The organism is Planococcus daihaiensis (assembly GCF_049262615.1).
In the GTDB taxonomy this organism is placed as follows: domain Bacteria; phylum Bacillota; class Bacilli; order Bacillales_A; family Planococcaceae; genus Planococcus.
On the sequence record NZ_CP175504.1, the window covers coordinates 1,467,720 to 1,492,205 of the forward strand.

The 24,486-nt window shown below is 45.2% G+C and carries 26 protein-coding genes and 1 pseudogene; 7 read left to right on the forward strand and 20 right to left on the reverse strand.

The features are described from left to right. The first annotated feature begins 100 nt into the window (after window positions 1-100). Window positions 101-553: a DUF305 domain-containing protein gene (locus DHX103_RS06975; RefSeq protein WP_422124551.1), complete on the forward strand. Its 453-nt coding sequence runs from the start codon at window positions 101-103 to the stop codon at window positions 551-553. An 85-nt stretch (window positions 554-638) separates the two neighbouring features. Here DHX103_RS06975 and DHX103_RS06980 read toward each other — a convergent pair whose 3' ends face one another. From DHX103_RS06980 to DHX103_RS07010, 7 genes are all read right to left on the reverse strand, one after another. After that, the gene (locus DHX103_RS06980) at window positions 639-917 is read right to left on the reverse strand and encodes an iron-sulfur cluster biosynthesis family protein (RefSeq protein WP_422124552.1); all 279 of its coding nucleotides are present in this window, start codon (window positions 915-917) and stop codon (window positions 639-641) included. Between the two features lie 38 nt (window positions 918-955). Beyond that, complete coding sequence (locus DHX103_RS06985) at window positions 956-1,384, reverse strand: protein-tyrosine phosphatase family protein (RefSeq protein WP_422124553.1); 429 nt, start codon at window positions 1,382-1,384, stop codon at window positions 956-958. A 24-nt stretch (window positions 1,385-1,408) separates the two neighbouring features. Further along, window positions 1,409-3,181 (reverse strand): arsenical pump-driving ATPase, encoded by a 1,773-nt coding sequence (arsA, locus tag DHX103_RS06990; protein WP_422124554.1) that lies wholly within the window; start codon window positions 3,179-3,181, stop codon window positions 1,409-1,411. 13 nt (window positions 3,182-3,194) lie between these two features. Beyond that, complete coding sequence (gene arsD / locus DHX103_RS06995) at window positions 3,195-3,554, reverse strand: arsenite efflux transporter metallochaperone ArsD (RefSeq protein ID WP_422124555.1); 360 nt, start codon at window positions 3,552-3,554, stop codon at window positions 3,195-3,197. A 94-nt stretch (window positions 3,555-3,648) separates the two neighbouring features. Continuing rightward, the gene (gene arsC, locus DHX103_RS07000) at window positions 3,649-4,068 is read right to left on the reverse strand and encodes an arsenate reductase (thioredoxin) (protein ID WP_422124556.1); all 420 of its coding nucleotides are present in this window, start codon (window positions 4,066-4,068) and stop codon (window positions 3,649-3,651) included. 258 nt (window positions 4,069-4,326) lie between these two features. Continuing rightward, complete coding sequence (locus tag DHX103_RS07005; RefSeq protein ID WP_422124557.1) at window positions 4,327-5,622, reverse strand: arsenic transporter; 1,296 nt, start codon at window positions 5,620-5,622, stop codon at window positions 4,327-4,329. Between the two features lie 13 nt (window positions 5,623-5,635). Further along, complete coding sequence (locus DHX103_RS07010; RefSeq protein ID WP_422124558.1) at window positions 5,636-5,986, reverse strand: ArsR/SmtB family transcription factor; 351 nt, start codon at window positions 5,984-5,986, stop codon at window positions 5,636-5,638. Between the two features lie 614 nt (window positions 5,987-6,600). Here DHX103_RS07010 and DHX103_RS07015 point away from each other — a divergent pair. Together DHX103_RS07015 and DHX103_RS07020 are read left to right on the forward strand one after the other, a co-directional pair. Then, window positions 6,601-8,643, forward strand: coding sequence for an EAL domain-containing protein (locus tag DHX103_RS07015; RefSeq protein WP_422124559.1), 2,043 nt, complete (start codon window positions 6,601-6,603; stop codon window positions 8,641-8,643). A gap of 117 nt (window positions 8,644-8,760) precedes the next feature. Continuing rightward, the gene (locus DHX103_RS07020; RefSeq protein WP_422124560.1) at window positions 8,761-10,389 is read left to right on the forward strand and encodes a diguanylate cyclase domain-containing protein; all 1,629 of its coding nucleotides are present in this window, start codon (window positions 8,761-8,763) and stop codon (window positions 10,387-10,389) included. A gap of 503 nt (window positions 10,390-10,892) precedes the next feature. Here the strand turns inward: DHX103_RS07020 and DHX103_RS07025 are convergent. Beyond that, window positions 10,893-11,504 carry a class I SAM-dependent methyltransferase gene (locus DHX103_RS07025; protein ID WP_422124561.1) on the reverse strand — a complete coding sequence of 204 codons (612 nt, stop codon included), beginning with the start codon at window positions 11,502-11,504 and terminating at the stop codon, window positions 10,893-10,895. Window positions 11,505-11,945: 441 nt separating this feature from the next. Here DHX103_RS07025 and DHX103_RS07030 point away from each other — a divergent pair, with 441 nt between their 5' ends. Next, on the forward strand, window positions 11,946-12,365 hold the full coding sequence (locus DHX103_RS07030) for a hypothetical protein (protein WP_422124562.1): 420 nt from the start codon (window positions 11,946-11,948) through the stop codon (window positions 12,363-12,365). 130 nt (window positions 12,366-12,495) lie between these two features. Here the strand turns inward: DHX103_RS07030 and DHX103_RS07035 are convergent, their stop codons facing one another. The 7 genes and pseudogenes from DHX103_RS07035 to DHX103_RS07065 all read right to left on the reverse strand — a co-directional run. After that, window positions 12,496-13,059 carry an NADPH-dependent FMN reductase gene (locus DHX103_RS07035; RefSeq protein ID WP_422124563.1) on the reverse strand — a complete coding sequence of 188 codons (564 nt, stop codon included), beginning with the start codon at window positions 13,057-13,059 and terminating at the stop codon, window positions 12,496-12,498. Between the two features lie 209 nt (window positions 13,060-13,268). After that, window positions 13,269-13,460, reverse strand: a complete 192-nt coding sequence (locus DHX103_RS07040; protein ID WP_422124564.1) for a hypothetical protein — start codon at window positions 13,458-13,460, stop codon at window positions 13,269-13,271. Between the two features lie 211 nt (window positions 13,461-13,671). Continuing rightward, window positions 13,672-14,349 (reverse strand): metallophosphoesterase family protein, encoded by a 678-nt coding sequence (locus DHX103_RS07045; protein WP_422124565.1) that lies wholly within the window; start codon window positions 14,347-14,349, stop codon window positions 13,672-13,674. A gap of 53 nt (window positions 14,350-14,402) precedes the next feature. Then, window positions 14,403-14,942: a GrpB family protein gene (locus DHX103_RS07050; RefSeq protein ID WP_422124566.1), complete on the reverse strand. Its 540-nt coding sequence runs from the start codon at window positions 14,940-14,942 to the stop codon at window positions 14,403-14,405. 93 nt (window positions 14,943-15,035) lie between these two features. Then, complete coding sequence (locus DHX103_RS07055) at window positions 15,036-15,353, reverse strand: hypothetical protein (protein WP_422124567.1); 318 nt, start codon at window positions 15,351-15,353, stop codon at window positions 15,036-15,038. Window positions 15,354-15,459: 106 nt separating this feature from the next. Continuing rightward, window positions 15,460-16,233, reverse strand: coding sequence for an aminoglycoside 6-adenylyltransferase (locus tag DHX103_RS07060; RefSeq protein ID WP_422124568.1), 774 nt, complete (start codon window positions 16,231-16,233; stop codon window positions 15,460-15,462). Between the two features lie 272 nt (window positions 16,234-16,505). Beyond that, window positions 16,506-16,637, reverse strand: a pseudogene (locus DHX103_RS07065) (DUF3934 family protein); the annotation flags it as partial. Between the two features lie 633 nt (window positions 16,638-17,270). On the opposite strand from DHX103_RS07065, the gene DHX103_RS07070 reads away from it, so the two are divergent. Beyond that, a complete protein-coding gene (locus DHX103_RS07070; RefSeq protein ID WP_422124569.1) occupies window positions 17,271-18,746 on the forward strand; it encodes a murein hydrolase activator EnvC family protein in 1,476 nt (491 codons plus the stop codon). A 211-nt stretch (window positions 18,747-18,957) separates the two neighbouring features. On the opposite strand, the gene DHX103_RS07075 is transcribed toward DHX103_RS07070, so the two are convergent. The 4 genes from DHX103_RS07075 to DHX103_RS07090 form a co-directional block, all read right to left on the reverse strand. Continuing rightward, window positions 18,958-20,610 (reverse strand): b(o/a)3-type cytochrome-c oxidase subunit 1, encoded by a 1,653-nt coding sequence (locus DHX103_RS07075; protein WP_422124570.1) that lies wholly within the window; start codon window positions 20,608-20,610, stop codon window positions 18,958-18,960. Between the two features lie 2 nt (window positions 20,611-20,612). Continuing rightward, window positions 20,613-21,080: a cytochrome c oxidase subunit II gene (locus tag DHX103_RS07080; protein ID WP_422124571.1), complete on the reverse strand. Its 468-nt coding sequence runs from the start codon at window positions 21,078-21,080 to the stop codon at window positions 20,613-20,615. Window positions 21,081-21,102: 22 nt separating this feature from the next. Then, complete coding sequence (locus DHX103_RS07085; protein WP_422124572.1) at window positions 21,103-21,225, reverse strand: cytochrome C oxidase subunit II; 123 nt, start codon at window positions 21,223-21,225, stop codon at window positions 21,103-21,105. 158 nt (window positions 21,226-21,383) lie between these two features. Then, window positions 21,384-22,058: a Crp/Fnr family transcriptional regulator gene (locus DHX103_RS07090; protein WP_422124736.1), complete on the reverse strand. Its 675-nt coding sequence runs from the start codon at window positions 22,056-22,058 to the stop codon at window positions 21,384-21,386. A 226-nt stretch (window positions 22,059-22,284) separates the two neighbouring features. Here DHX103_RS07090 and DHX103_RS07095 point away from each other — a divergent pair, with 226 nt between their 5' ends. Continuing rightward, window positions 22,285-22,758, forward strand: coding sequence for a universal stress protein (locus DHX103_RS07095; RefSeq protein ID WP_422124573.1), 474 nt, complete (start codon window positions 22,285-22,287; stop codon window positions 22,756-22,758). Between the two features lie 339 nt (window positions 22,759-23,097). After that, complete coding sequence (locus DHX103_RS07100; protein ID WP_422124574.1) at window positions 23,098-23,505, forward strand: DUF1259 domain-containing protein; 408 nt, start codon at window positions 23,098-23,100, stop codon at window positions 23,503-23,505. Window positions 23,506-23,560: 55 nt separating this feature from the next. Here DHX103_RS07100 and panB read toward each other — a convergent pair whose 3' ends face one another. After that, window positions 23,561-24,397: a 3-methyl-2-oxobutanoate hydroxymethyltransferase gene (gene panB / locus DHX103_RS07105; RefSeq protein WP_422124575.1), complete on the reverse strand. Its 837-nt coding sequence runs from the start codon at window positions 24,395-24,397 to the stop codon at window positions 23,561-23,563. Window positions 24,398-24,486 lie beyond the last annotated feature (89 nt).

Here is a 24,486-nt window from a genome sequence, read left to right on the forward strand (position 1 = left end):
ATCCGGTGATTCTAATGGTATACAAATAAGGAAGGCCAATATTCGGTTTTAACAAAAACCACTGCCATTATTTTTAAAAATTATATGAGGAGGAAAATTGATGAACAAATACGCAAAATTCGGCGTCATGATTGGGACTTCCACTTTTCTTATGTACTGGTTGATGTACTTGAATGTCTTCCAATTCAACCACATCACATATAGTGAAACCAGACTTTATATGGCGTTGATCATGGGATCCGTCATGGCCATCGTTATGATGCTATTCATGTGGCCGATGTACAAGAACAAAAAGGTCAATTCCATTATTTTGGCCGGCGCCGCCGTCGTGTTCGCCCTATCGCTGTGGCTTGTGCGCAGCCAGGTTCTAATCGAAGACGAAGGCTGGATGAAAGCAATGATTCCCCATCACTCGATTGCCATCCTGACAAGTGAACGCGCGGATATTTCAGATCCCCGTGTCCGTGAGCTTGCTGATTCAATCATCGAAGCACAACGGGAAGAGATTGCTGAAATGAAAAGATTAATAGAAGATCTGGAGAACGAGGAATAAAGGCCCCTTCTATATAAAGCTAATAATAAAAAAGACCAGACAGCGCATTCGGCGCCGTCTGGTCTTCTTTCTTCTCATTCATTATTTAACAGCCGCTCGGCGCACCGATCATCACCAAGCCGGCTTGCTCGCCTTGCTCCTCAAAATCCAATGTTAAACTTTCCACTGCCTCTTTCGCTTCCGGTGCAATGGCCATGCGGATGCCGTTGACATCAGTCAGCTCATCTGTTGATTCCGGCGCATCCAAAGACATGCCGATTTGTGGGCCGCAGCATCCAGCTGTTGCGTAAATCCGCAGGCTTTCGGCATTTTGCTCTTCCAAGATAGACTCGATATATTGTTTTGCTTCATTCGTGATCATCATTTGTTTCATCTCTCCTTTTCTATTGTCACTCGTATTTATTATGCTGACGGAAAAATTCTTGCCAGTGATTCTTTCAAAGGCTCTTTGACACTTATCTTCTCTCGCACGGAAGTCGCCTGAAGTTCCGCTTCTTCGATGCTGTCCGCTTTATCAAGAGCGAGCAGTGTGCCGATTGCGACAGCACCTGTGCGGTTGCTGCCGCCCGCGCAATGGAAATAGACCTTTTTGCCATCGTTATAGGCATCCACTACCTGCTCGATCGCATTCTTGACCGAATCATCCTGCTGTTCAAGCGAGTCGTCCACAATCGGGCTGTGGATCCGGAGATAGCGGTAATCGCCATCGGGAACTTCAGCGCGCAGGTCAACGACAACATCGATTCCTTCCGATTCCGCCGCGATTGGTGCATCTGCCGCTCCACCGATGAAAATGCGATCCTTTACGAGTTCCTGATATTCTTTGGTCATTTTGTTTCCGCCTTCCTAAGGGTCCTATAGAATAAATTCCTTCAATTGCTGGTAACCGATTTTTTCTTCCTGCAGCCATGGAATAACAGCGCAATTGGCCGCCAGTTCGTCGTTCACTTTGGCAATCCATTGCGCCTCGGAATTCGCACGGCCTCTCAGGACAGGATCTGTCGTATCCGTTGCCGCCAGGCTTTGGTTGATGACCCACCATTTCGGATCGATGCCGGCACGCTTCAAGTCTTCTTGCAGACGCGCGGCCTCGAGAACTGGCGTTGCTTCAGCCAATGTGACGATGACCACCCCGGTTTCCTCCGGGTTACGCAAGCGCGGCAAGAGCTTTTTCACATTTTCCGGTACGTCACCGGTCGAACGGCTCATTTCTTTGTGATAGGCTTCCGTCGAATCCAGCAGGAGCAGCGTGTGGCCAGTCGGTGCCGTATCGATCACGACAATCTCATTCTCTGACTTTTCCACGACTGCGGCAAACGCCTGGAACAAAGCAATTTCTTCGGTGCACGGCGATTCCAAATCTTCCTTCAGGTAAGCCACCTCTTCTTCCGTCAGCCCGTTCCCTGCATTTTCGAGAACCGCTTTCTTATAGCGCTCCACTTCAATTTGCGGATTGATGCTGCTGATTGAAAAATGCTCTTTCACACCACTGCCTTCAAATGTATAAGCAAGATGTGCAGCAGGATCCGTCGTCGTCAAATGGACGCGATGTCCTTTTTCAGACAAGCCCACTGCAATCGCGGAGGCAATCGATGTCTTGCCGACGCCGCCTTTGCCCATCGTGAAGATGACGCGTGTATTTTTTTCCGAAAAATCGGCAATCACTCCATTCAACCCCGGAAGGTCTGCGACCAAATCCGTTGTGTCTGACGTGTCTGACGTTGTAATGGCATAAGAACTGAACAGATAACGCAGATTCTGGATTCCTGTCAGCGAATACGACACAAATGGCAATGAATAGGCCATAATTTGTTTTAAACCTTGAGGCGTTTTACTCAATGCCGCTCGCTGGCGATTATAAAACGCTGTTGACACTTCATCATCCGCACGATGCGTCTGCAGCAACCCGTTGACGATGAGCAATTGGTTTTTGATGCCGATCTCTTTCAATTCCGCAGAAGCACGGTCCGCTTCGAGCAAAGATGAGTTATCCGGACGTGCAACCAGCAGTAAAGTTGTCTTGTCACGATCGGAAAGCGATGCGACCGCCTTAGCGTACATTTCTTTTTTGCCTTCAAGCCCCGCAAGCGGCCCCAAACAGGAGGCGCCGTGCGTACTTTCTTCCAAAAATCCGCTCCACGCCGTCGGCAATTGCAGGAGGCGAAGCGTATGGCCGGTTGGTGCTGTATCAAACAAGACATGATCGTATCGTTCCAAAATGGTTTCATCCGCCAGTAAATGTGAAAATTCATCAAAAGCGGCGATTTCCACCGTGCAAGCGCCCGATAATTGTTCTTCCATCGTCGCCAGGACGGCATCCGGCAATTTGCCGCGGTACGGGCCAACTACCGTTTCCTTATAGGCACGTGCCGATTCTTCCGGATCAATATTGCAGGCAAACAAATTGTCGACCGCGGCAATCGCCACCGGTTCATTTGTCAATTCCACTTCCAGCACATCTTGCAGATTCGAAGCGGGATCGGTGCTGACGAGCAGCACTTTTTTCCCTTGGTCGGCAAGCGCAACTGCTGTAGCACAAGCAGTCGATGTTTTGCCGACACCGCCTTTTCCGGTGAAAAACAGGAATGGCGTCAATGCCATCTTTTTGGGATTGAACGATGAATGCATCAGAATCTCTCCTTTATTTGCCGAATTCAACAGAAACGCGGACGCGCGGTTTTTCCTGCAGCTCCGCAGGTGTCGTGCCGAACCACTGGGCCAGTTCGTCATTTGTTGGGTATTCTGCCGTTTTCACGATTTCGCCGTCAACGAGTACGAGCGGCAGTGCATCCGGTCCTCCATCAGCCAATGCCTGATTCACTTTTTGATTTTCCACAAAAGCACTTGGGTCATTGCTTAAATTATAGCGGTCAATTTGGAAACCTTTTTTCTCCAGCGAATAAACAGCCGATGCAACGCGGGTCAAATCAGGATCGACAACAGGTCCGCAAACACCGGTTGAACAGCACATTGCGGGATCAAAAATTTCAACTTTTTTCATGTTGGTTCCTCCTCTATTAAAGTATTCGTCTATACTGATATCATATTGCCAGAGAAAGCCTGACATAAGGTCAGGCTTTCTTTTCACTTCATTGTTACTGTCCTGTTTCGGCGAATTTGCGGATACGTTCCCCGATTTCGTCACGGACATTCTGGAAAACGGTCCACTTCTCTTCTTCGGTTCCTTCCGCTTTTGCCGGATCTGTAAAGCCCCAGTGATCGCGTTTAACATGCGGCGGCGTCATCGGGCATTTGTCGGCAGCATCGCCGCATAAAGTGACGACGAAATCTGCGTTGTTTAAAATCTCGGTGTCGATGATGTCGGATGTTTGTTCCGAAATATCGATGTCCACTTCGTTCATCGCTTTTACTGCGTTCGGGTTCAAACCATGCGCTTCAATGCCCGCACTCAGCACTTGCCATTCGTCACCAAGAATCTGTTTCCCCCAGCCTTCTGCCATCTGGCTGCGGCATGAATTACCTGTGCATAGGAAGTACAATGTTTTTTTCGTCATTTTAAAAACTCCTTTTCTTCTATATAAATAAGTAGAATTAATAATCTGTAGGAACCGATATTCCGCAAAACAGCTTGCTTTCCAAACCCCGTGCTCCTGCATCGCTGCGCTGCTTCGTCGCAAAGCGTCGGCCGAACTACCTTCGGCCAACACTTGGCTCGCGCTGAGATCCAGGAGTCTGCGCTGTTTTGCTCCATATCTCAGAAAGTGGATCTCGGCAAATACATCTCCTTAGCGGCGAAGCATTTATATCTTTACCTATAGAACCAATAACCATAAATACAAGCCGGTCAGCGTCGCGATAAGGGTTGGGATTGTCAGGATAATCCCGACTTTGAAATATGTACCCCATGAGATTTTCACACCTTTTAATGACAGGACATGAAGCCACAGCAATGTGGCAAGTGAACCGATTGGTGTGATTTTTGGACCCAGATCCGAACCGATGATATTTGCATAGATCAATGCTTCACGGATGGTGCCGCTTGTTTGCGTCTCCGAAATGGCGAGCGCATTGATCATCACCGTTGGCATATTATTCATCACCGAGGACAGGATGGCGGCGATAAAGCCCATCGACATCGTGGCGACAAACAAGCCCTGATCGGCCGCAGTCTGAATGACGTCGGACAAGATGCTCGTCAATCCGACATTTCGCAGCCCGTAAACGACGACATACATACCGAGTGAGAAAAAGACGATGCTCCACGGTGCGCCGCGCAACACAACGCGCGTGCGGACAGCTGGACTCTTTTGGGCCATCAGCAGGAAGAAAATGGCGATGATGCCGGCCACAATGGAAACGGGAACGCCGATAAATTCGCTTGAGAAATAGCCGATTAATAATACGGCCAACACTGCCCACGACAAGCGGAACATTTTGTGGTCTCTGATGGCATCGTTCGGTATCTTCAAGTTTTTCATTTCATAATTTTTCGGGATATCCTTGCGGAAAAATAAGTACAATACTAAAATACTGGATACCAAAGCAAAAAGATTCGGTACTACCATTCTTGAAGCGTATTCCACGAATCCGATGCCGAAAAAGTCGGCGGAAACGATGTTCACCAGGTTGCTGACCACCAATGGCAATGAGGTGGTGTCGGCAATAAATCCGCTGGCGATGATGAACGGAAATATCATTTTTTCCGAGAAATTCAAATTTCGGACCATCGCCAACACGATCGGCGTCAAAATTAACGCGGCTCCGTCATTCGCAAAAAGGGCCGCGACCAGCGCACCAAGAATGCTGACGAAAATAAACATGCGCAAACCGTTTCCTTTTGCAATGCGGGCCATATGTAATGCTGCCCACTCAAAAAATCCGATCTCGTCCAAAATCAACGAGATGATGATAATGGCGATAAACGCCAGTGTTGCGTTCCAAACTATACCTGTAACATCTGCTACATCTTGAAAATCAACTACTCCTACCAATAAAGCAACTACTGCTCCGCCAATGGCTGACCAACCGATGGAAAGGTTGCGCGGCTGCCAAATGACGAGTATCAGAGTGATGAGGAAAATCAACGATGCCAAAATACCTTCTCCCATTTAATTCCCTCCGCTATTCACAACTGATTCTCAGTCCTTGTTTTTCCAACTCTTTGATGCGTTCGTCCTGGCTTGGAATAAATTCCAGGATCCGCAAAACCATTTCGTACGTTTCACTCTCGGTGTTCAATGAATAAAAGATCCATTGGCCTTTCCGTTTTTCTTTCACCAACCCGACATCCCGGAGTTTGCGTAGATGCTGGCTGATGGCCGACTGGCTGATCCCAAATATCTCCACAAATTCACAGACGCAGCAATCGTTCTTTTCCAACAGTTTCATCATCGCAAGCCTCGTCTTATCCCCCATCAACTTGAGGACCAGGCCGGCTTTTTCAATTTCAATTTCTTTCACTGTAACTGCCATCTTTAACTTCACCTCATTCGCTGTCTTTATTATTTTTTATAGTCCTTGTTTATTGCATCTATTCTCGAACTAAAAACATCATATCAGCATATGCTTATATGTTCAAGGGTTTGCTTAAAGTCATTTTATCCGGGAATAAATACCAACTAACAAATGCAGAAAGAAATATATTTACTCAAAATGTCATTTTTACAAATTTTAATTGCAGAAAATTAACAAGTTAAATTCATATAGGGAATTTTATATTAAAAATACTTAAAGTTAGGCATTTAAACCTATCTACATATACCTCTAATGGGTATATGATGCTTAGAGCGAACAATAAAGATACTATCTTAGTATTAAATTAAATATAAAAAGGAGAAATTTGATGATTATCTTCAAAAGAAAACCTACCTTGTCTGAAGTTGATCCAAAAAACTTGAAAAATTTTGTAGGAAAGACAATTGAAGTTAAGCTTCTTAATTACATAGAATTCAAATAAAAATTTGCCATCATACTATTTTCAAGTAGCCACTTTTTCGAAAAAATCACCAATTCATCCAAGTTAAGACGACCTAAAAATTGCGAGATGGAATAGAATTGCTAATCGGTGTTAAAAGGATGTGTATTTATTGGAAAAGCATCACGGGGAAATTCAGGACTGGATCAATACAATCGACGAGTTCCTAATCGCCATAGATGAAAACGGAAAAATATTAAGAGTGAACCAGGCATGGATAGATTTTTGCATAGAACATGAAGTAAGAGAGTCGATATGGAAACCCGGGTCTGATTATTTCGAGCAATTGGAAAGCCGCGGCAAATTAAATGAACTGGATTTCATCAAACAAGTGTTGGCGGATGAACTCACTGAACACAGGCAGATGTATCCTTTTCTTTTGGGAAATGGAGAAACTCAATGGCTGCAGGTGAAAGTAAAAGGCGTTAAATTCGCCTCTGGCCAAGTTTCAGGCGCTATAATTCACCACAAACCACTATCTCTTGAATCAACTCATCCCATTACCGCCGAAATCGTGTTGGAAAGCATGACAGAAGGTTTCTACCTATTAGATGATCACCTTCAAGTAATTTATATGAATGAGATTGCCGAGGAGATCCTGGAATACAAACGGGGACAAGCGACTGGTTGGAACTTATTTACGCTTTTCCCGGAGGCTTTGGAGACAAACTTCCCGCTTCATTACAGGCGGGCATTGACGGAGCAGGTCATAGTGGAATTTGTCGATTATTATGAACCGCTTGATAAATGGTTCCAGGTAAAAGCCTGTCCGCTGTCAAAAGGCGGCTTGTCCGTCTATTTCCAGGATGTGAGCGAAAAGAAAAAAACAGAAGTCCAATTGACGGAATTTGCTTTTTATGATTATTTGACTCGCTTGCCCAACCGAAAGTTAATCATGCAAAAAATCGATTCCTTATTGGAGCAGGGGAAGAAGTTCTCCATCTTTCACGTGGCAATCGATAACCTGAACTTCATCAACTCTCTATACACTCATAATGCAGGCGACATCATCATGAAAAAAGTCGCAGAAGATTTGAAAACATTGTCCAGTGAATCATGCCATATCGGGCGCTCTGACAGCAGTGACTTTTTAATTGTCCGGGAAACCACGAGTGGCGAGAAACTTGAAGAAATCATTGAACAGCTTGAAGGGATTTTTTACAAACCCATATTTTTGGACAATGAACAAAAGGTCAACATCAGTTCCAGCACCGGAATTTCCAGCCACCCTTTCAATGCTTCGACACTGGATGAATTGCTTTCATTTGCTGAAATCGCGATGGCTGAAGCCAAAACTTCACATGGCACAACGCATTCGTATTTTCTTCCAAAAATGATCACACAGCGGAATCGACGGGCAATCATTGAGGAAGGGCTCGACGGCAATTTGAAAACAAACGGGTTTTATTTCACCCTTCAGCCGCAGATTGACGGACTGTCGGGCAGAGTTGTTGGCGCAGAAGTACTTTCCCGCTGGTCTCATCCGGAGCTCGGGACAATCTCCCCTCCAGAATTTATCCAAGTGGCTGAAGAGACCGGACAGATTGTCGCACTGACTTCACATCTGCTGACCGAAGTGTTTACACAAATGAAAGTATGGGAAGAGAAATTCGACTGGAAGCTGCGGACAGCGATCAATATGACGGCTTCACTTCTCAGTAACTCAGATTTTTTCGCAGAATTTATTGAATTGATGGACCGATATAAAATTGATCCGAAATTGATTGAAATCGAAATTACTGAACAGGCGGAATTGACTTATTCATCGAAAACATTGGAAAATCTTCTGCTGTGTCAATCGAAGGGGATGTCCATTGCCATCGATGATTTTGGCACCGGCTTTTCGATGATTTCCTACCTTACCCATTTCCCGATCACCAAAATCAAAATCGATCGATTTTTCGTGCAAAAAATCGGCCAGAACCCGAAATCGGAAGCTGTATTGAAATCCTTGATCCACCTGGCCACGAGCATCGAATGCGAGTTAGTGGCTGAAGGCGTTGAACGTGTTGAAGAAGCAGATTTCCTGTTGGCAAACGACTGCAGTATTTTTCAAGGGTATTTATATGACAGGCCAATGAAAACCGCAGACTTTGAAGCAAAATATCTGAAGGCCGGCCATCTGTTCCCAACCAAAAAATTGCTCATTGAATAGCTTGCAACATACTCATTTTACATAAATGATCATAAAAATATTCACCAATGTGAGAATTGAGAAGGGAAAACAAGACACATGAGTAAAACAACCACGCTCCCCTTTAGCACGGTTTTGATGGAAGTAATAAAAGACATGGTATTTATGGTCAGTGTCGAAGACGGTTCCGTTTTCAAATATGTTTTTTTCAACAAGGCGGTTTTTGAAAGAACCCCTTTGACGCAAGAAGATCTTGGCAAATCATTTCATGAATCTCACAGTTCAGACATGGCCCGCTTATTAAACGGACAGTACGGCAAGGTGTTGGAAACAGATGAAAATATCGTTTTCGAAGATAGCTTTACCACTCCCGCAGGGGAAGCCATGTATTCAGAGACCACGTTGACACCGGTTTTTGATGAAACGGGAAAATGCGCTCACATTATCGGGATAGTCAAAGACATCACCGGAGAACGTCTGGCCGGAATCGACAGCATGGAGGCTTGGGGGCGGCTGACCGAAAGCCGGTCCCGCTACCGCTCGCTATACGAGAACAATACAGACGCCATTTTCTCCCTTGATCTAAATGGCCAAATTCTTGCTGGTAACCCAGCAGTTGAAAAACTTACGAATTCCCCGCTGAATGACTTGATTGGCACAGAATTTTTGCATCATGTTCCCAAAAGTGATGAACAACTATTAAATAACTATTTCACGCTTGCTTTGGACGGAGATTCACAGGATTTTCGCACAAAATTCTCAGGAAAGCACGAAGAGCCGGTTGCTGTATTGGTCCACTTCTCCCCCGTCGAAGTGAAAGGGAAAATTGTAGGAGTTCACGCAACACTTAAGAACATGACAGAATTGGACAAGATCGGCCGCCAATATGTCGAAAGTGAAAACCGCTTTAAGGTAATCGCCGAAAATGCCCATGACGTCATTGTCCTGATGGATCATGAAGGAGAAACCATTTACGTCTCACCCTCAAGCAAGCGCATATACGGTCTGGACCCCCAAGAGTATATGGAAAAACCGCCTTTCGATAATGTTCATCCGGATGATATTCCGCAAGTAAGAAAGGCTTTTTCGCTGGCGATTATGGAAGCGAAAACATATATCCTGGAGGTCCGGCTACAGCACAAATCGCGAGGCTGGGTTTGGGCAGAGGTCCAAGGTACGCCGATTTTCGATGAACACCAGCAATTTGTCCATATGCTCACAATCACGCAGGATATAACGCTGCATAAAGAACGCGAGGAACAATTGCACCATTATGCCTATCACGATTCATTGACCGGTTTGCCCAATCGACGATTTTTAAAAGAACGGATTTCGGATATAATCGAACACTCTTCCCCCGACGACGCGTTAACGGTCTGTCTTCTCGACATCGACCTTTTTAAAAATATCAACGACGACCTGGGGCACGATGTCGGAGATTCCGTTATCCAGGAATTCGGCAGACGCCTGCTCCAAAGCATCGGCAAGAAGGATGTCGCAGTTCGGCTCGGCGGCGACGAATTCATTCTGCTGCTGCCGGAGGTTAAAACCAGGGAACAAGCAGGAATGATGGCACAGAAAATCCAGCAGTCTATGGCCCAGTCATGGGCGGCGCAAGCTGACTCCCTGGAAGTCACTTCGAGCATGGGCATCGCCATAACGCCAATTGCAGAAGCAACTGTTTCCTCCATTTTAAAAAACGCCGATATTGCGATGTACGCATCCAAAGAAGCAGGCCGCGGCACTTACCGGATACAGTGTATGTGAATATTTTTTAAGGTATATAAGTTGAACTAAAGAATTTCACTTTATAGACCGCTTTGGCGCTTTGGACAAGGGCAAAGAATATGCTCCTGCACAAGCTAGTCGCAAAGGAGGTGCCATCTTCGTGTGGCACACTTTGCCTCCCGCAATAACCCGAGAAGACTACTCGTCTTTTGCTCCGTCGGCATTCGCCTGCTCTGAGAGAAATCTCTAGGATATGGAGCAAAACAGCGAAGACGCCCAGGGGACCAAGCGAAGTGCTGAGATCCACTCGGACGAAGTGAAACGAGACCGAGTTAGCTCAGCGCGAGCCCCCAGGCAAGCGAAGCTGTTTTGCGGAATATCGGCTACTATAAATTATTAGTTCAACTTATATGGAAGCTGAATAAGGCTGAAAAATTGAGCACTGCAATTTCTGTTAAACAGACAAAATAGCCAAAGGAAGAGGATTGATATTCCTCACCTTTGGCTATTTCTTTTCTTAAATACACTTATTGCCATTATTTTTACTTGCGGCAAACTGCGATGCCGATCGGGTAATGAATCTTGTTTCTTGGCGGTTCAATCAGGACTCCCTTTTGGTAATAAAAATCCCTCTCGGCATACTCACCGAACAGTTCATGGAATTCACTCCAGCTTAATTGATGGACATGGAATTCTGCTTCGCACGGCTTTCCTCTTCCGAGTCCAAATGGCGTAGAAAGAATCAGCAGGCCGCCGGGTTTCAGCAATTCATACAACGAATCAAGAAATCTTTTTTCATCTGACAGATGTTCGATCGTTTCAAAAGAAATGATGGCATCGAATGTGCCGAGTTTTTGAGGAAGCCGGGGATTTAACGCGTCATCCTGTAAGAAATTTACTTTAGGATGATAATACCTGTGTTTGGCATAACGGATTGCTTCAGCATCCGAGTCAATGGCTACCACCTCTTCAATCTCCTTGTTTTTCGCCTTGGCCAAAAGTTGCGCCCCGTATCCCACTCCGCACGCCAGATCTAATACTCTCCCTTGCGCATATTCAATCGCGAAATGATAGCGCGCGATGTGCTCAAGCAGCAGGCCGTTCATCGGGTTCATCATCTCGGGAATAACTCGTTCTCCAGTATAGCTCAGCACAAAATTCTCCTTTCCGATAAAAACTTTTATAAGGATTCAAAGACAGCCGATTGCGTCCCTTGCTGAGGCAGTATGTTCCAATGAGTGATTATGAATTTTTATGCACGATTTCACGCATCGAACCCCTTTTATTTAGTTATATAGAACTATATTAAGTTATATTTTAAAATTATATACTTTAATTAACATAATATACGTATAAGCACTTTTATCTATTATGAAAATATTTATAAAGGAACTTTAGTTTCAAATTTCCCCATTAAATAAGATAAACACTTTATTTAATTGATTTCCAGAAATATTTTTAATAGAAATGGTTAAAATCCCATAAATGAATACTCTTTTATTTTTTATTCCATATAGGACTTTTTACTTTTAAATTCATTTTTGCAAATACTTCAAATTTCAAATACTTTTCTTTAACTACTGGAGGTGTTTTAGATGTTCTTGATAAAAAGAAAATCTTCAATTTCAGATTCGGATTTAATAGAGCTTCAGACTTTTGTCAGTAAAACTATCGAAAGCATGTTAATGACGAAAGAAGAAACGTTGAATATTTTCAAAGCATTCGACATGGTTCTCATTTGTACGATGGAAGGCAATTACGTGGTAACAGATGTTTTCCAGCTTTCAAAATTCACCCTTTCCGACCAAAAAAATCTTCAAAAACCGAACATTCCTTTCTATACTGCTGCCCGCTCCCTTGGTTCTGAGGAAGAGACCATTGTTTACCTGGACGTCCATAAAGAAAAAGGGCTTCGGATTAAAAACCTTCAAGCTTTTTACTATATTTGCGAACTGTTGGATACAATGGAGATCGATGTTGTGTCTCCTCAGGAATTTAAATGCTTTTGGTCGTAATGCCCAAAAAGAGTATGGACAATTTTCTTTATAAAGTTCAAAAAAGAAGAAGAAACTTCATGCGAAGTTTCTTCTTCCGGGCTGTCGAGAACCCCCTCGGCAGCCTTTTTTCTATTGTTCCTCCAACTTTTCAATTTTTGCGCAGCGGTTGAAGGGCGTTGGCCCAGGCATTGAGCTGGTCCAGCATTGTATTAACCGTTTTTTCATGGAACGCGGCCGGTTGGAATTCACCCGTTTTCGCGAAATCCGTGAATATTGACATAGCCGTGTGCGCCCGCACAGTGGCGACTTGCAATTCGGCCATGATAATCCGGAGGGCTTCCGTTGAACGGACTCCACCTGCAGTGCCGTAGCTGACGATGCCCGCTGCCTTATTGTTCCATTCGAAATACAGATAATCGATCGCGTTCTTCAGCGCTGATGTCACGCCGCGGTTATATTCCGGACAGATAAAAACAAAGCCGTCCAATTCGGCTATTTTTTCCGACCACGGATGCGCTTCTGGCGTCTGGTAGTCCTGGCCGTATGCAGCAGACACCGGCTCCGCATACAACGGCAGATTGAATTCAACCAGATCGACGATTTCGTATTCAGCGTCTCCCCGTTTGTCCGCAATGCCTTTGACCCACTCCGCCACCTGCAAACTTTTGCGCCCCGGCCGCGTGCTTCCTGTAATGATCCCAATCTTGGTCATGAATGTGATGCCTCCTCCACTCGGATTGATGGTTCAATCTCTGGATTTTCACATCTCGATGTCCTTTCATCATAAGAGAATTGCCTTCTTAATTCAAATAAATAATCTGAATATTAAATCTTTTGAGTTTCAGGCGAATATTCCAGACATGTGTTGTTCAGAACAATAAAAAATCCCTCTAAGTTCATCCTTAGAGGGATTTTATACGGCTATTCTTCTTTCGCCTTTTTTACTTGAGTCTGTATATAACTAATAATAAAGAACCCAATAACGCCTCCCACAATGATCGGGATTACATTCGGGAGTATGGAGGAGTCATCTTCAGAGTATAGGCTTATTATTATACCGCCAATAATGGCACCAAGTATGATACCGATTAAAGTTTTAACGTTTCTGCTCATTCAACCACCTCCCAGTGTTATTTCCGGTTGTAACATACATATTTCCCCATGAATATCCGCGATTCATAAGAAACCCATGCCCCGCTTGCGCTCGACAGGTTCACTATCAATGGCGCCGGGGTTCTATGAGCGGTTTTCGGAGTTCTATGATCACTCAGCAGTTTATGATTGAGAAAACACCTCATTCTTCACCTACCCATTCATCCAACTTTCAATTTTTTTGCACGAAATAGCTCTTCCGGCTCGGCAACTCCAGACAGTTCAGCTGCCCGCCATATGCTGCGCCTCCGTCAATCCCGATAACACGATTGGCTCCAAAGTAAATGTCGTTATTGCTCGACGATCCCCGCAGCAAGAATGTCGGCGTATGGCCAAACACCACAGTTTTTTCGCCATCATACGCTTCGTAAAATTCGTCCCGAATCCACACCAATGTATGGGGATCTGTTTTTTCAACCGGCATACCCGGCCGAACTCCCGCATGCACAAAAATATAGTCAGCTGTTTCATGATAAAAATCCAGGTCCCTTAAAAAGGCGACATGCTCCCGAAACGTTTCTGTAGTTGGAAACTCCATATCTGTTATAGAGGAATCATAGCTTTGCAGAGTGGGAAGTGCCCCGTTCCTCTCCCATCTCTCCCGCGCATCCCTTTCATCGGCTACAGCGGCCACCATCATCGCGTCATGATTGCCACTTAACACGATGGCGCCGCGATCCTTCAATTCAATTACCCGGTCCAAAACATCCTTCGACTCCAGGCCACGGTCCACATAATCCCCCAGTAAGATCAACTGGTCTTGATCGGGATTGTATTGTGCCTGCTGCAGCAGCTCGTCAAAAAGTTTCAGCTCTCCGTGGATATCACTGATCACCAAGGTTCTTTTCATGGCGCACACTCCTCCGCTCTGCCTTTTCTAAAATTGTCGAGAACCGGCCGTTTTTATTTAAATTGATCCTCTCTCTTTTGCATGATTTCTTTCACAAAAGCTTCTTTAAAATCCGTGTATTCCTTTATGCCTGTCGAGGAGGTTTTTAAATACGCCAATTTGATCTCCACATATTGCGTTCTTGCTGCTTCATCCCTGTTCAAATAATCTCTGAAGAAAATCAGGTTATTCCATAGCTCTTCCTGATACTCAACCAAATGGATAAAATGCGTCTTTTCTTTGTAAGTGTCGTCCGTAAATTTCGCCAATACGATCTCCTCTGGCCGCTCCACTTTCAGCCGTAAAAAACCTGTTTTTTGAAACGCCTGAAGTAAAGCATTATCCACCTGACCCAAGTCATCCACTCCCACGACTATGTCCAGGACCGGCTTCGCACTCATCCCCTCTATCGCGGTACTGCCGATATGTTCAATGCGATTTTCATCAAGAGCTGTGTTTTCAACAAGTTCATTTTTCACGCGAATAAATTCTTCTTTCCACTCCAGTGTGAACTCCATTAGCTTTACTTCATCCTGTTTTAGACCTAATTCCATGAATCCCATCTCTCCCTCATTAAGAATCGACAAACTGTCTGCTCATGAATAAAGATTACAAACTCCACTTAGCTTCCAAAGGCAATTACCTCTTCATGACTCGTTCCCCCTTTTTTTGCTGTAAAATTCATATGCAAAATAGCCAAATAACAAACCTATCCCCGCGCCGAAAATAATCGCGTATGAAAGCGACACCTGGAAGATAATGCTGAAAACTGGAGCCAAGGCACTTCCAAAGACCATTCCCAGGGGAATCAGGCTATCCAAAATAGTTTGAGCTTCTGTTGATTTTTTCTTGCCCAATGTGCCTTCTTTAGATTTATGCTTAAGTCTTTTGACGACAAACACGGCAATTGCCCCCACTATTACAAGAGGCAGGAGAATACGCATAATTTCAAAAGTTGATTCCATATTATAAACCTTCTTTCAATGGTGGTTTCAAAAGGTTTCGGCTTACTTTCCTCGTGAAAATTAACTACTGCCGAAAATAGTCTCTTCCATAGAACAGCTGAACCCGTTACAACACCATGCCGAGCGCCTTGCTTACCATTTCACCGCAATCCTCTATTCCAACCCGCTTGCTTAATTTTTTATTGAGCAAGACGAATTGGGTTGAAATGCTCTCGAGCGCTTCCAGTATGCTGCTTGTGTCGCGGCCCGCTTCCCAATGCGCCAGCAATTGCAGCTGTTCCGCGTTAAGGCGGCTTCTGCTGCCTTCGACTTTCGACCATACCTGATATGGGCTGTCGAGATGCTGTTCCATTTCCATATACCAGCCGGATGCCATGAGCCAGCGCGCGCTGTCGAGATTGGCGAGGGCGTAATACGCTTCTCCTCTCATGGCAGCCCGGTAAGTTTCGTGGATAAACGCCAGCATTTTCATGCGCCAGAAATCCACTTCTCCTGCCGCAACTTTGTATTGCAACCGTTCAGAAGTCTGCTTGACCCTTTTCAGAATGTCATTCGGATCATAAAGGACCTTCATTTCTTGCAGCCAAATCGAAGGTTCGATCCCTTCGGCGCTATGATACCAGGAATCCACTTTTACGAAACTATCGAAATGGCTGACAATGACAGGCGACGAGGCGGTGCCTTCAAAGAACAATACGTCGCCCCATTTTCGCGCACGTTCTTTTTTCGCGGCAATAAAAGATGGTAACTTTTCCTTTTTTACAATGGTGTGGAGATCTATATCAGAGAAGTTGTCTGCATTTCCTTTGGCAAGCGAACCAGCAAGATAAATGGCCAGCACATCCGGATCCCGCTCCAGGTCTTTTCTTGCTCTTTCCAAAAGCTGCCCCCTGACTTCCGGTAAACTGCTATCGCGGTAAACGTGTTTTCCCACCGTTATCATCCCCTCATACATTCCCTTATACCCACATTATTCCTTCCGATTACCATATAAGCAAATATTTTTCAGCCCAAAAGCAGGACATTCCGGTACAAAAAGAGAAATAAAAAAAGCCATCCTTTTCAGGACAGCGTTTTCCATTTCTTCAATTATCCATCAATCCAGCCGGGTTCTTCAGGACTAGTTTTTTCACCTGATTTATTGTCGACTGATTTTTTGTTGTTTTTACTTGTGTACGGCTTAAAACTTTTGGCCTTATTGGATCCCGCTTTCCAGCGATTCCAGCCCTTTTTGCCAGTTCCCTGGCCCGTGCCGCTTTTTTTCTTTTCTTTTGCCATTTCCATCACTCCATAACTATATTGCATTATAACACGATGGGCGCCGCCATGACACACACTCTAATCCGGTAGCCTGAGAAAATATAGACTCCCTCCGAATAACATCTCAGAATCATTATCCTCCCATAAGTTTAACTCCAGCGTTTTCTTATTTATATATAACTGTCCCAGCCAATTATTGTGCCTGTTTTACTCTCGTCAAAGGCAGGAGTATATACCTGTGGTCATTTATATGAAAACAGTTGATTTGATGAAAAATCTAGCTTTTCTTTCAGCTTTTTTTCACCCTGAATTTTAATATTGATTTGGGATGATTCATCGAAAAATTGAAAATCCTTTTAAGCTCCTGCATTTTTCTCATTTTTCATTCCATTTCGATAAGTTTTAACGAGAAGGGCGACATACGTCACAGCCTTTATCGTTTTCATTTCACGAGGACTCAAAACTGTAACTTTAGACCCCTTAAATCTATTATTATTACGCCAAAAATGATATACAACTGTAACATAAAAAAGGTTTAGAGCTGTTATAATGAACGTGCTGCAATAATAAGGTAACAAAATCTTATCTAACAAAACTATTTGACAGTATATAGATTCACGATATAAAGAGATTATATATTCGAAAGGGGAAAATAACTTGAAATCGAAATGGATATTGTCTGGTGTTTCATCTTTACTAGCTATCTCAATTTTATTGCCAACTAATAACGCCACTGCCAATACATTAAACAAACTCGAAGAGCAACAGCAGGAAGCTGAAGAAAAAAAGAACGAATTGAACTCGGGTATCATCGAAAAAGACAAAGAAATCAAAGTAACAAAATCTACATTGGAAACAATTCTTGGGAAAATCGAGGAATTGAACAATAAAGTCAAGGAAACTGAAGGCAAAATTAACAGTGTCCAGGCTGATATCGACGAAACAAAAAGTGACATCGAAGAATTGAAGAATTCAATCGAAGAATTGAAAATCAAAATTGAAGAACGCACTGAATTGCTTCAAGACCGTGCACGCGCGATTCAAAAGAGTGGCGGATCTGTTGACTACATAGATGTCCTTCTTGGCGCCAGCAGCTTTATTGATTTCATCGACCGTTTCTCAGCAGTCAGCACATTGATCGATGCCGACCGCGAAATCATGCGTGAACAGGCTGAAGATAAAGAATTACTGGCAGAGCAAAAAGCTTCTGTCGAGACTAAATTGGCGGAGCAGGAAGCACGCAACGCCGAACTGAAAGGTTTGAAATCAGACCTTGATGGCCAGAAAAAAGAACAAGGTGTCCTTGCTGAAGATTTGAAAGAAGAGCAAACACGCCTTGAAAGCGAAAAAGAACATTTACATGAAGAACACGATACAGTACTTGAATTGAGCGAAGAATTGGAGCAACAAATTTCTACTGAACAAGAACGTCTTGCAGAATTGGCGCGTAAAGCGGAAGAAGAACGCCAACGCAAACTTGCAGCCGAGAAGGCAGCAGCTGAAAAAGCAGCGGCTGAGGAAAAAGCAGCAGCAGCTGAACGTGCGGCAGTTCGTGCAGCCGAAGAAAAAGCGGCTGCGGAACGCGCGGCAGCTGAAAAAGCAAAAGCCCGAAACGCAGCTGAACGCCGTGCAGCTGAAGAACGCGAAGCAGCATCTAAACGGGCAGCAGCCGCAAAAGAAAAAGTTAGTGCTCCTGCACCAGTTGCAGCAGCTCCAGCAGTAAGCAGCTCAGGATTTATCCGCCCTGCAAGCGGCCGTATGTCATCGAACTTCGGTAGACGTGATATTGGTGCCGGTGCTGAAGACCATCTTGGTCTCGACATTGCCAACTCAACTGGTACACCAATCAAAGCATCAGCAGCCGGTTACGTAACATTTGCCGGATTTATGGGCGGCTACGGAAATGTAGTCATCATGACACATTCCATTAACGGCAAACAATTTGCAACTGCTTATGCCCACATGAACTCTGTCGGCACAAGCCAAGGCAGCTTCGTCGAACAAGGTGGCTATATTGGCGCAATGGGAAGCACTGGCCGTTCAACCGGTCCTCACCTACACTTCGAAATCCATGTTGGATCTTGGAACGGTGCCCGCTCGAACGCAGTCAACCCGCTAGGTTACATCAACTAATTATAAAAGAGCAGGCACCCTTGGGTGTCTGCTCTTTTTGTTTTGGGTGAAAGATAACATGAAAAAAGCTTCGCGGATGCGAAGCCTTTTTTCAGGGATATGAGTTTCTCTTTATTCCTCGTCTGAAACACTTGTTTCAATCAGGATGGCTGTGAACAGGATGAAGATCAGCATCATGGAAATGACCATTGTGAACATAATTATTCAACTCCTACCAAGTTTTGAATCCTTCTGAACCAGGTGGCGCGTGCATAATCATGGAGGAAAGCGGAATCGCATAGGCGATGATGATCAGAGCGAAAGCGATGCCGATCCAGATCCACCAGTTTTCAAGCCACTTCGGTGTGTTCGTTTTGTCGCTTTCGGCCATCGGGAATTCGACCTGGTCTTCCACTTTCAAGGCTTTCGGTGAAATGAACATCGACATGACAACGATGTAAATCAGAATCATCGCGGACACGAATAGGATGCTGCCCCCAACAGCCATGGTTGCGTGGCTTGTCAGAATGCCGTCGAACCATTCCATTGCGCTCGGATGGTTATTGTAATTGGAATATGCCGTCCGGCGCGGTGCTCCGAGGAGGCCGAGAATGTGCTGGGAAGTCGACATGAGCACCATACCGATTGACCAGGTGATGATTTGGACGAATGCCAGTTTCTGCAAGGATTTTGTGAATTTACGTCCCGTCAAATACGGGATGAGCCAGAAAGTCAGCCCCATGAATGTCATCGCGACCGGCGTACCGACCGTGATGTGGAAATGTCCGACAATCCACAGCGTGTTATGGACGACTTCATTCAACTGGAAACTCGCGTTGATGATACCGCCGGCTCCGCCGGGAATAAAGAATGCCATTGCGATGAAGATGGAAGTGAAGCGGACATCTCTCCAAGGCAATTTTTTAAACCAGCCGAACAAGCCGGTTGCACCTTTTTTGCGTCCAGAAATTTCAAAGTTCGCGAACATCGTGAAGGCGGTCATGAGTGACGGAATGATTACCATAAACGTTAACACGACCTGCAGGAATTTCCAGAAATTCGAGATGCCCGGTTCTGTTAACTGGTGGTGGAAACCGACCGGAATCGAGAACAGGATGAACAAAACAAATGCGAGACGTGCCAGCGAGTCACTGAAAACTTTGACGCCAAGAATTTTGGGTACGATAACGTACCAGGCGATATACGCCGGCAGCAGCCAGAAATAAACAAGTGGATGGCCGAAAAACCAAAACAGTGAGCGGCTAAGCTCGACGTTAATGGTATCAGTCCAGCCGAATGCCCAGGGAATGAACTGGAATAAGACGGTTGCTACGACGCCAAGACAGGCGATCAGCCACATGATGATTGTCGTGATGGTCATGAACGCGAATAAGGGACTTAACTCGCCTTTATTGTTCTTACGCCATACGCGGTAGTGGCCGATCAAGGCGAAACTTGAGATCCACGTGCCGACTACGAATAGAGCCAGACCGACGTAATACCAGCCACTTGCCATTAGCGGCGCATAAAATGTGTAAAGAACGGATGCTTCGCCGATGACGATCATGACAGTGGCCATGACCGTTCCGATCAATGTGACCCAAAAACCGATCCAGGACACGAGTCTTACTTTCGGTCCGAATGTGCCAAGGCTCTTGCTCATGCCGGTGACAAAGAATGCGAAGATGAAGAAAGTTGTATAAATAAGTGCGAGCAGCACACCGTGTGCTGTTAAAATTTGATAATAATCAAGCCATGCCGGCAATTCGAGTTTGTCGTTGCGGATGAAAACCTGCAGCAAGCCCATCAGGGTTCCGATCAGAAAAGCTATGTATGCAACACCGATATACCATAATGCCAATTTGCGATCTTGTAGAGCGATCATGCTTAGTACACCTCAATTTCTGTAAACATAAAATGATGGCCCGTTCCACAGTATTCATTGCAGAGAATCAAATAATTGCCGGGCTTTTCGAAAGTATAAGCACGTGTCGTAATTTGTCCGGGAACAACCATCATGTTCACCTTCGTGTCGTCGATGGTGAAACTGTGGACCACATCTTTGCTGGTCACTTTAAAAATGATTTCTTTTCCTGCAGGCACTCTGATTTCCAGTGGCGCATAACTGAAAGCACTGGCGACAACCGCCACCTGATACGTATCTTCATCAATTTGCGTCACGCCCGGGTTATCAAAAGGAGCTGTTTCATCAACTTTTTTCGGGTCAATCGTCTCCATCCCGCCTGACGGGTGATGGTCTTGCGAAAATGCGGTAACGCCAACAATGCTTAAGAATACAATTAAAGATATAATTCCAAAAACCAGCCAAATCTTTTCAAATTTATGCAAATGCATTTCTATTTTCTCCCCTCTGTCTCTATCTGCTCAAATACAACATGTACACAACAACCCACATCACGACGATGATGATACCGACGACCATTACACTCGCAAATGTCCCCCGCAAATCCAATTCATCATGCTCATTTTTTTTGCTCATCTATTTCACCTCTTACGTGATTCATTCTATAATGTCAGCTTATGCTTTTCTGCTCCAAGGCACTGTGACAATTATCACACTTGGGCAATTTTTTAGCGCAGGTGTCAAATTTCGGACAAAAAAAAAAGAAGCCTCCTCCGTCTCCGGATCAGCTCCCTTTAATCGATCTTGCATAAATAAACCGGACATTCTTCACAACTGATTTCATCTTTCAGCCGTGGAATCTGGTGGATGATGATTTTTCCATCCCTCATCGAAATGATTGCGTCCCTTTTCAAATCACTCAGCATGCGGTTCACCACTTCGCGCGTCATACCGCAGAAATTGGCCAACTCCTGATTGGTCAGCACCATATCAATCAGCACCCCATCTGCATGCGTCTCCCCGTAACTGTTGCTCAGCCGGATCAGTGTCGAGTAAAGCGCACCTTTTTTCCCATGCAGAAGAAGGTCACGGAATTTCGTCTGGGTTTTCTGCTGATCAATGCCCGTCCACCGCATGAAGGAAACTGCCAGATTCTGGTCCCGCTGCAACGCTTCTTCAAGATCTTCAATCGTTATCTTGAGGCATTCGGTCTCTTCAATCGCTTTGGCATCCAGCCGGTATTGCGAAGGTCCTGAAAACACAGTGATTTCTCCGACCAGCTGCCCCGTTCCGCAAAGCTTCAGCGTCAGCTCCCTGCCTTCCGGCGTCACTTTGCCAATCTGGACTTTACCGGATTTCAACAGGTAAATCCCTCTGATCGGATCCCCTTCCCGAAACAGATGGCTGCCTTTCTCGTATTTTTTTCTGGTGTGGCGGATTGTTTCAAGATTCTGCAAGGCTTCTTTCATGTCGATTTCCGTGTGTTGTCCATTCAATCCAGTCCCCACCTTCCAAAATTATGTTAATTCAAGAATACCATAATAACCGTTTATTTAATTGAAAATCCAAGATTTTTCTCTTATTAAAATGAAGATCGAATTTTATTTTACAGATAAATATTTACCAATGAATGCAGGAAGTTACAACTTAAATAGAGAATTGACTTATAGACTAGAGATTTAAGGAGGAGATTGGATGACTCTAAAGTACTCTCATATACTGGTGGCAGTTGACGGCTCAAAACAGGCGGCATGGGCCTACAAAAAATCTGTTGGCATCGCGCTGCGGAATCACGCGGTGTTGAACTTGGCCAATATTGTCGATAACCGCTCTTTCGGCATGGTAGAGGCCTATGACAAACAAAGTGCGAAAAGAGCGCATTTGACCGCAAGGGAATTGCTGGAAAAGTACAAGAAAGAAGCAGAAAATGCCGGTGTCGAGCAGGTCAATACATTTGTCAAATACGGTGTCCCAAAACAAATGATTCCCGGAGAGCTTGCTGAAGAAACCGGCGCCGATCTCATCGTCTGCGGAGCTACAGGCCTGACTGGCGCGGAAAGGATTATAATGGGCAGCATTTCTCAGAGCATCGTGCGCTTCGCGAAATGCGACGTCCTTGTCGTCCGGACCGAAGAAGAGGGCCAAATGGATGAGCCACAGGCAGAATAGGTGTTCCGAAGAAAAAAGTCGATTCCCCGCTTGATGGAATCGGCTTTTACGAATTTTCTAAGCTATTCGAAAGATCAACTGCTCCATGAGAATAGAACCAATTTTCCTTTTCATGTTTAATTAACCGATAAAACTGGCTATAGATAGAGTAGCCTGGAAAACAGCTAGCGTTTCTAATGTGCAAATACCATCTCTCATACGCATTTTTTGCAACCGCAAACTTCGGATAGGATGACTCAGACCTTTGTGCTGATGCAACGCCGAAAAGGATCATTGGATTCTTTTGGGCGTTTTTTTAGTGACTTTATATAAGTTTAGAACCGGAAAGGAGCGGACAACATGACACAATTGGAAGCTATGGCAAACGAAGTTGCCGCATTGCTGGATGCGGAAATTGAACTGACACAAAACGGCTGTCTGCTGAAAAAGAAAAGACGCCTTACTATCCATACAGACCAAAAAGATTTTTCCTGCATACTGGAACTGGATATTTCGTTCCGGAATTTTAAGAATAATGGAATTGCCGTGAATAAAGCCGAAATCCTTCTTCTTCCCGAAGAACTTTCACCCTTTACAGCTGCCTGGGCAAGCTATGCTCTCCCGCTGCCGGTCAATTTCAAACAGCGCTGTGAAACAAACCCGAATATTGTATGCCTGCACCTGGAGACGACTGAAAGCCCGCGGGATTTTGCCGAGCGCCTGTCCGCCTCGTTGCATGCGTTGGAGCCGCTGGAATCAATCAGCTGAATAGAAAGTAAAAAGCCGAATCCCATAACTGAATGGGATCCGGCTTTTATTGTCCTCAGGATTTGCCGCCATATAATTGCTGGAGCTCATCTTCTTTCATCGTGAAGCGGTGTTCTTCGGCCGGGAATGCGCCGGATTTCACTTCATCGACATACGCGCTCAAACCATTTTTCATGACTTCCCCGGCTTCCGCATAAGAACGCACGAACTTCGGCAGATGATGCGAGCCGTATTTGACGGTGTCGTGGTAAACGAGCACCTGCCCGTCTGTTTCGCTGCCGGCTCCGATGCCAATGACCGGAATCGATACCGCTTCCGTCACTTCTTTCGCCAATTGGTACGGGATGCATTCCAGCACCAGCATAAATGCGCCGGCCGCTTCGCAGGCTTTGGCATCTTCAATCAGTTTTTTTGCAGCATCTGCTGTCTTGCCCTGAACTTTAAAGCCGCCAAGCACGCCGGCCGTCTGTGGCAATAACCCGAGATGTGCCACGACAGGAATTCCCGTGCGCGTCAACAATCGGGTGACGTCCACGACTTCATCCGCGCCTTCGAGCTTCAGCGCTTCCGCTCCTGTTTCCTGAAAAATGCGGACAGCTGTTTGCAATGTGCGGTCGATGGCACCGTGGAATGAAGCAAACGGCATGTCGACTACCAGGAACGTATCCTTTGCGCCGCGCCGTGCTGCTTTGCCGTGATGGATCATGTCTTCGACCGTCACGTTCACCGTCGAGTCATAGCCGAGTACGACCATCCCCAGGGAATCGCCGACAAGGATCACATCCATGCCCGCTTCTTCCGCCAGTTTCGCTGACGGATAATCGTAAGCCGTCAGCATGGCAATTTTCTCGCCTTCTTTTTTCATTTTCATCAATGTCGCTGTGTTCTTCATATTTTTCTCTCCTTTTCAGGGAAAAAACCGGATCTAAAAAGCCTTCTGTTCCAGAATCGGACAGAAGGACAGGATTTTCATCAACTGGT

What these genes read in the sequence shown, in the direction of transcription:
- arsD (WP_422124555.1), bottom strand. Translation starts at nt 3,554, where the DNA reads ATGAAAAAAGTTGAAATTTTTGATCCCGCAATGTGCTGTTCAACCGGT.
- DHX103_RS07010 (WP_422124558.1), bottom strand. Translation starts at nt 5,986, where the DNA reads ATGGCAGTTACAGTGAAAGAAATTGAAATTGAAAAAGCCGGCCTGGTC.
- DHX103_RS06980 (WP_422124552.1), bottom strand. Translation starts at nt 917, where the DNA reads ATGATGATCACGAATGAAGCAAAACAATATATCGAGTCTATCTTGGAA.
- DHX103_RS07095 (WP_422124573.1), top strand. Translation starts at nt 22,285, where the DNA reads ATGACTCTAAAGTACTCTCATATACTGGTGGCAGTTGACGGCTCAAAA.
- DHX103_RS06985 (WP_422124553.1), bottom strand. Translation starts at nt 1,384, where the DNA reads ATGACCAAAGAATATCAGGAACTCGTAAAGGATCGCATTTTCATCGGT.
- DHX103_RS07005 (WP_422124557.1), bottom strand. Translation starts at nt 5,622, where the DNA reads ATGGGAGAAGGTATTTTGGCATCGTTGATTTTCCTCATCACTCTGATA.
- DHX103_RS07040 (WP_422124564.1), bottom strand. Translation starts at nt 13,460, where the DNA reads ATGAGCAGAAACGTTAAAACTTTAATCGGTATCATACTTGGTGCCATT.
- DHX103_RS07020 (WP_422124560.1), top strand. Translation starts at nt 8,761, where the DNA reads ATGGAAGTAATAAAAGACATGGTATTTATGGTCAGTGTCGAAGACGGT.
- DHX103_RS07030 (WP_422124562.1), top strand. Translation starts at nt 11,946, where the DNA reads ATGTTCTTGATAAAAAGAAAATCTTCAATTTCAGATTCGGATTTAATA.
- DHX103_RS07090 (WP_422124736.1), bottom strand. Translation starts at nt 22,058, where the DNA reads ATGAAAGAAGCCTTGCAGAATCTTGAAACAATCCGCCACACCAGAAAA.
- arsA (WP_422124554.1), bottom strand. Translation starts at nt 3,181, where the DNA reads ATGCATTCATCGTTCAATCCCAAAAAGATGGCATTGACGCCATTCCTG.
- DHX103_RS07075 (WP_422124570.1), bottom strand. Translation starts at nt 20,610, where the DNA reads ATGATCGCTCTACAAGATCGCAAATTGGCATTATGGTATATCGGTGTT.
- arsC (WP_422124556.1), bottom strand. Translation starts at nt 4,068, where the DNA reads ATGACGAAAAAAACATTGTACTTCCTATGCACAGGTAATTCATGCCGC.
- DHX103_RS07045 (WP_422124565.1), bottom strand. Translation starts at nt 14,349, where the DNA reads ATGAAAAGAACCTTGGTGATCAGTGATATCCACGGAGAGCTGAAACTT.
- DHX103_RS06975 (WP_422124551.1), top strand. Translation starts at nt 101, where the DNA reads ATGAACAAATACGCAAAATTCGGCGTCATGATTGGGACTTCCACTTTT.
- DHX103_RS07085 (WP_422124572.1), bottom strand. Translation starts at nt 21,225, where the DNA reads ATGAGCAAAAAAAATGAGCATGATGAATTGGATTTGCGGGGGACATTT.
- DHX103_RS07050 (WP_422124566.1), bottom strand. Translation starts at nt 14,942, where the DNA reads ATGGAATTAGGTCTAAAACAGGATGAAGTAAAGCTAATGGAGTTCACA.
- DHX103_RS07100 (WP_422124574.1), top strand. Translation starts at nt 23,098, where the DNA reads ATGACACAATTGGAAGCTATGGCAAACGAAGTTGCCGCATTGCTGGAT.
- DHX103_RS07080 (WP_422124571.1), bottom strand. Translation starts at nt 21,080, where the DNA reads ATGCATTTGCATAAATTTGAAAAGATTTGGCTGGTTTTTGGAATTATA.
- DHX103_RS07035 (WP_422124563.1), bottom strand. Translation starts at nt 13,059, where the DNA reads ATGACCAAGATTGGGATCATTACAGGAAGCACGCGGCCGGGGCGCAAA.
- DHX103_RS07055 (WP_422124567.1), bottom strand. Translation starts at nt 15,353, where the DNA reads ATGGAATCAACTTTTGAAATTATGCGTATTCTCCTGCCTCTTGTAATA.
- panB (WP_422124575.1), bottom strand. Translation starts at nt 24,397, where the DNA reads ATGAAGAACACAGCGACATTGATGAAAATGAAAAAAGAAGGCGAGAAA.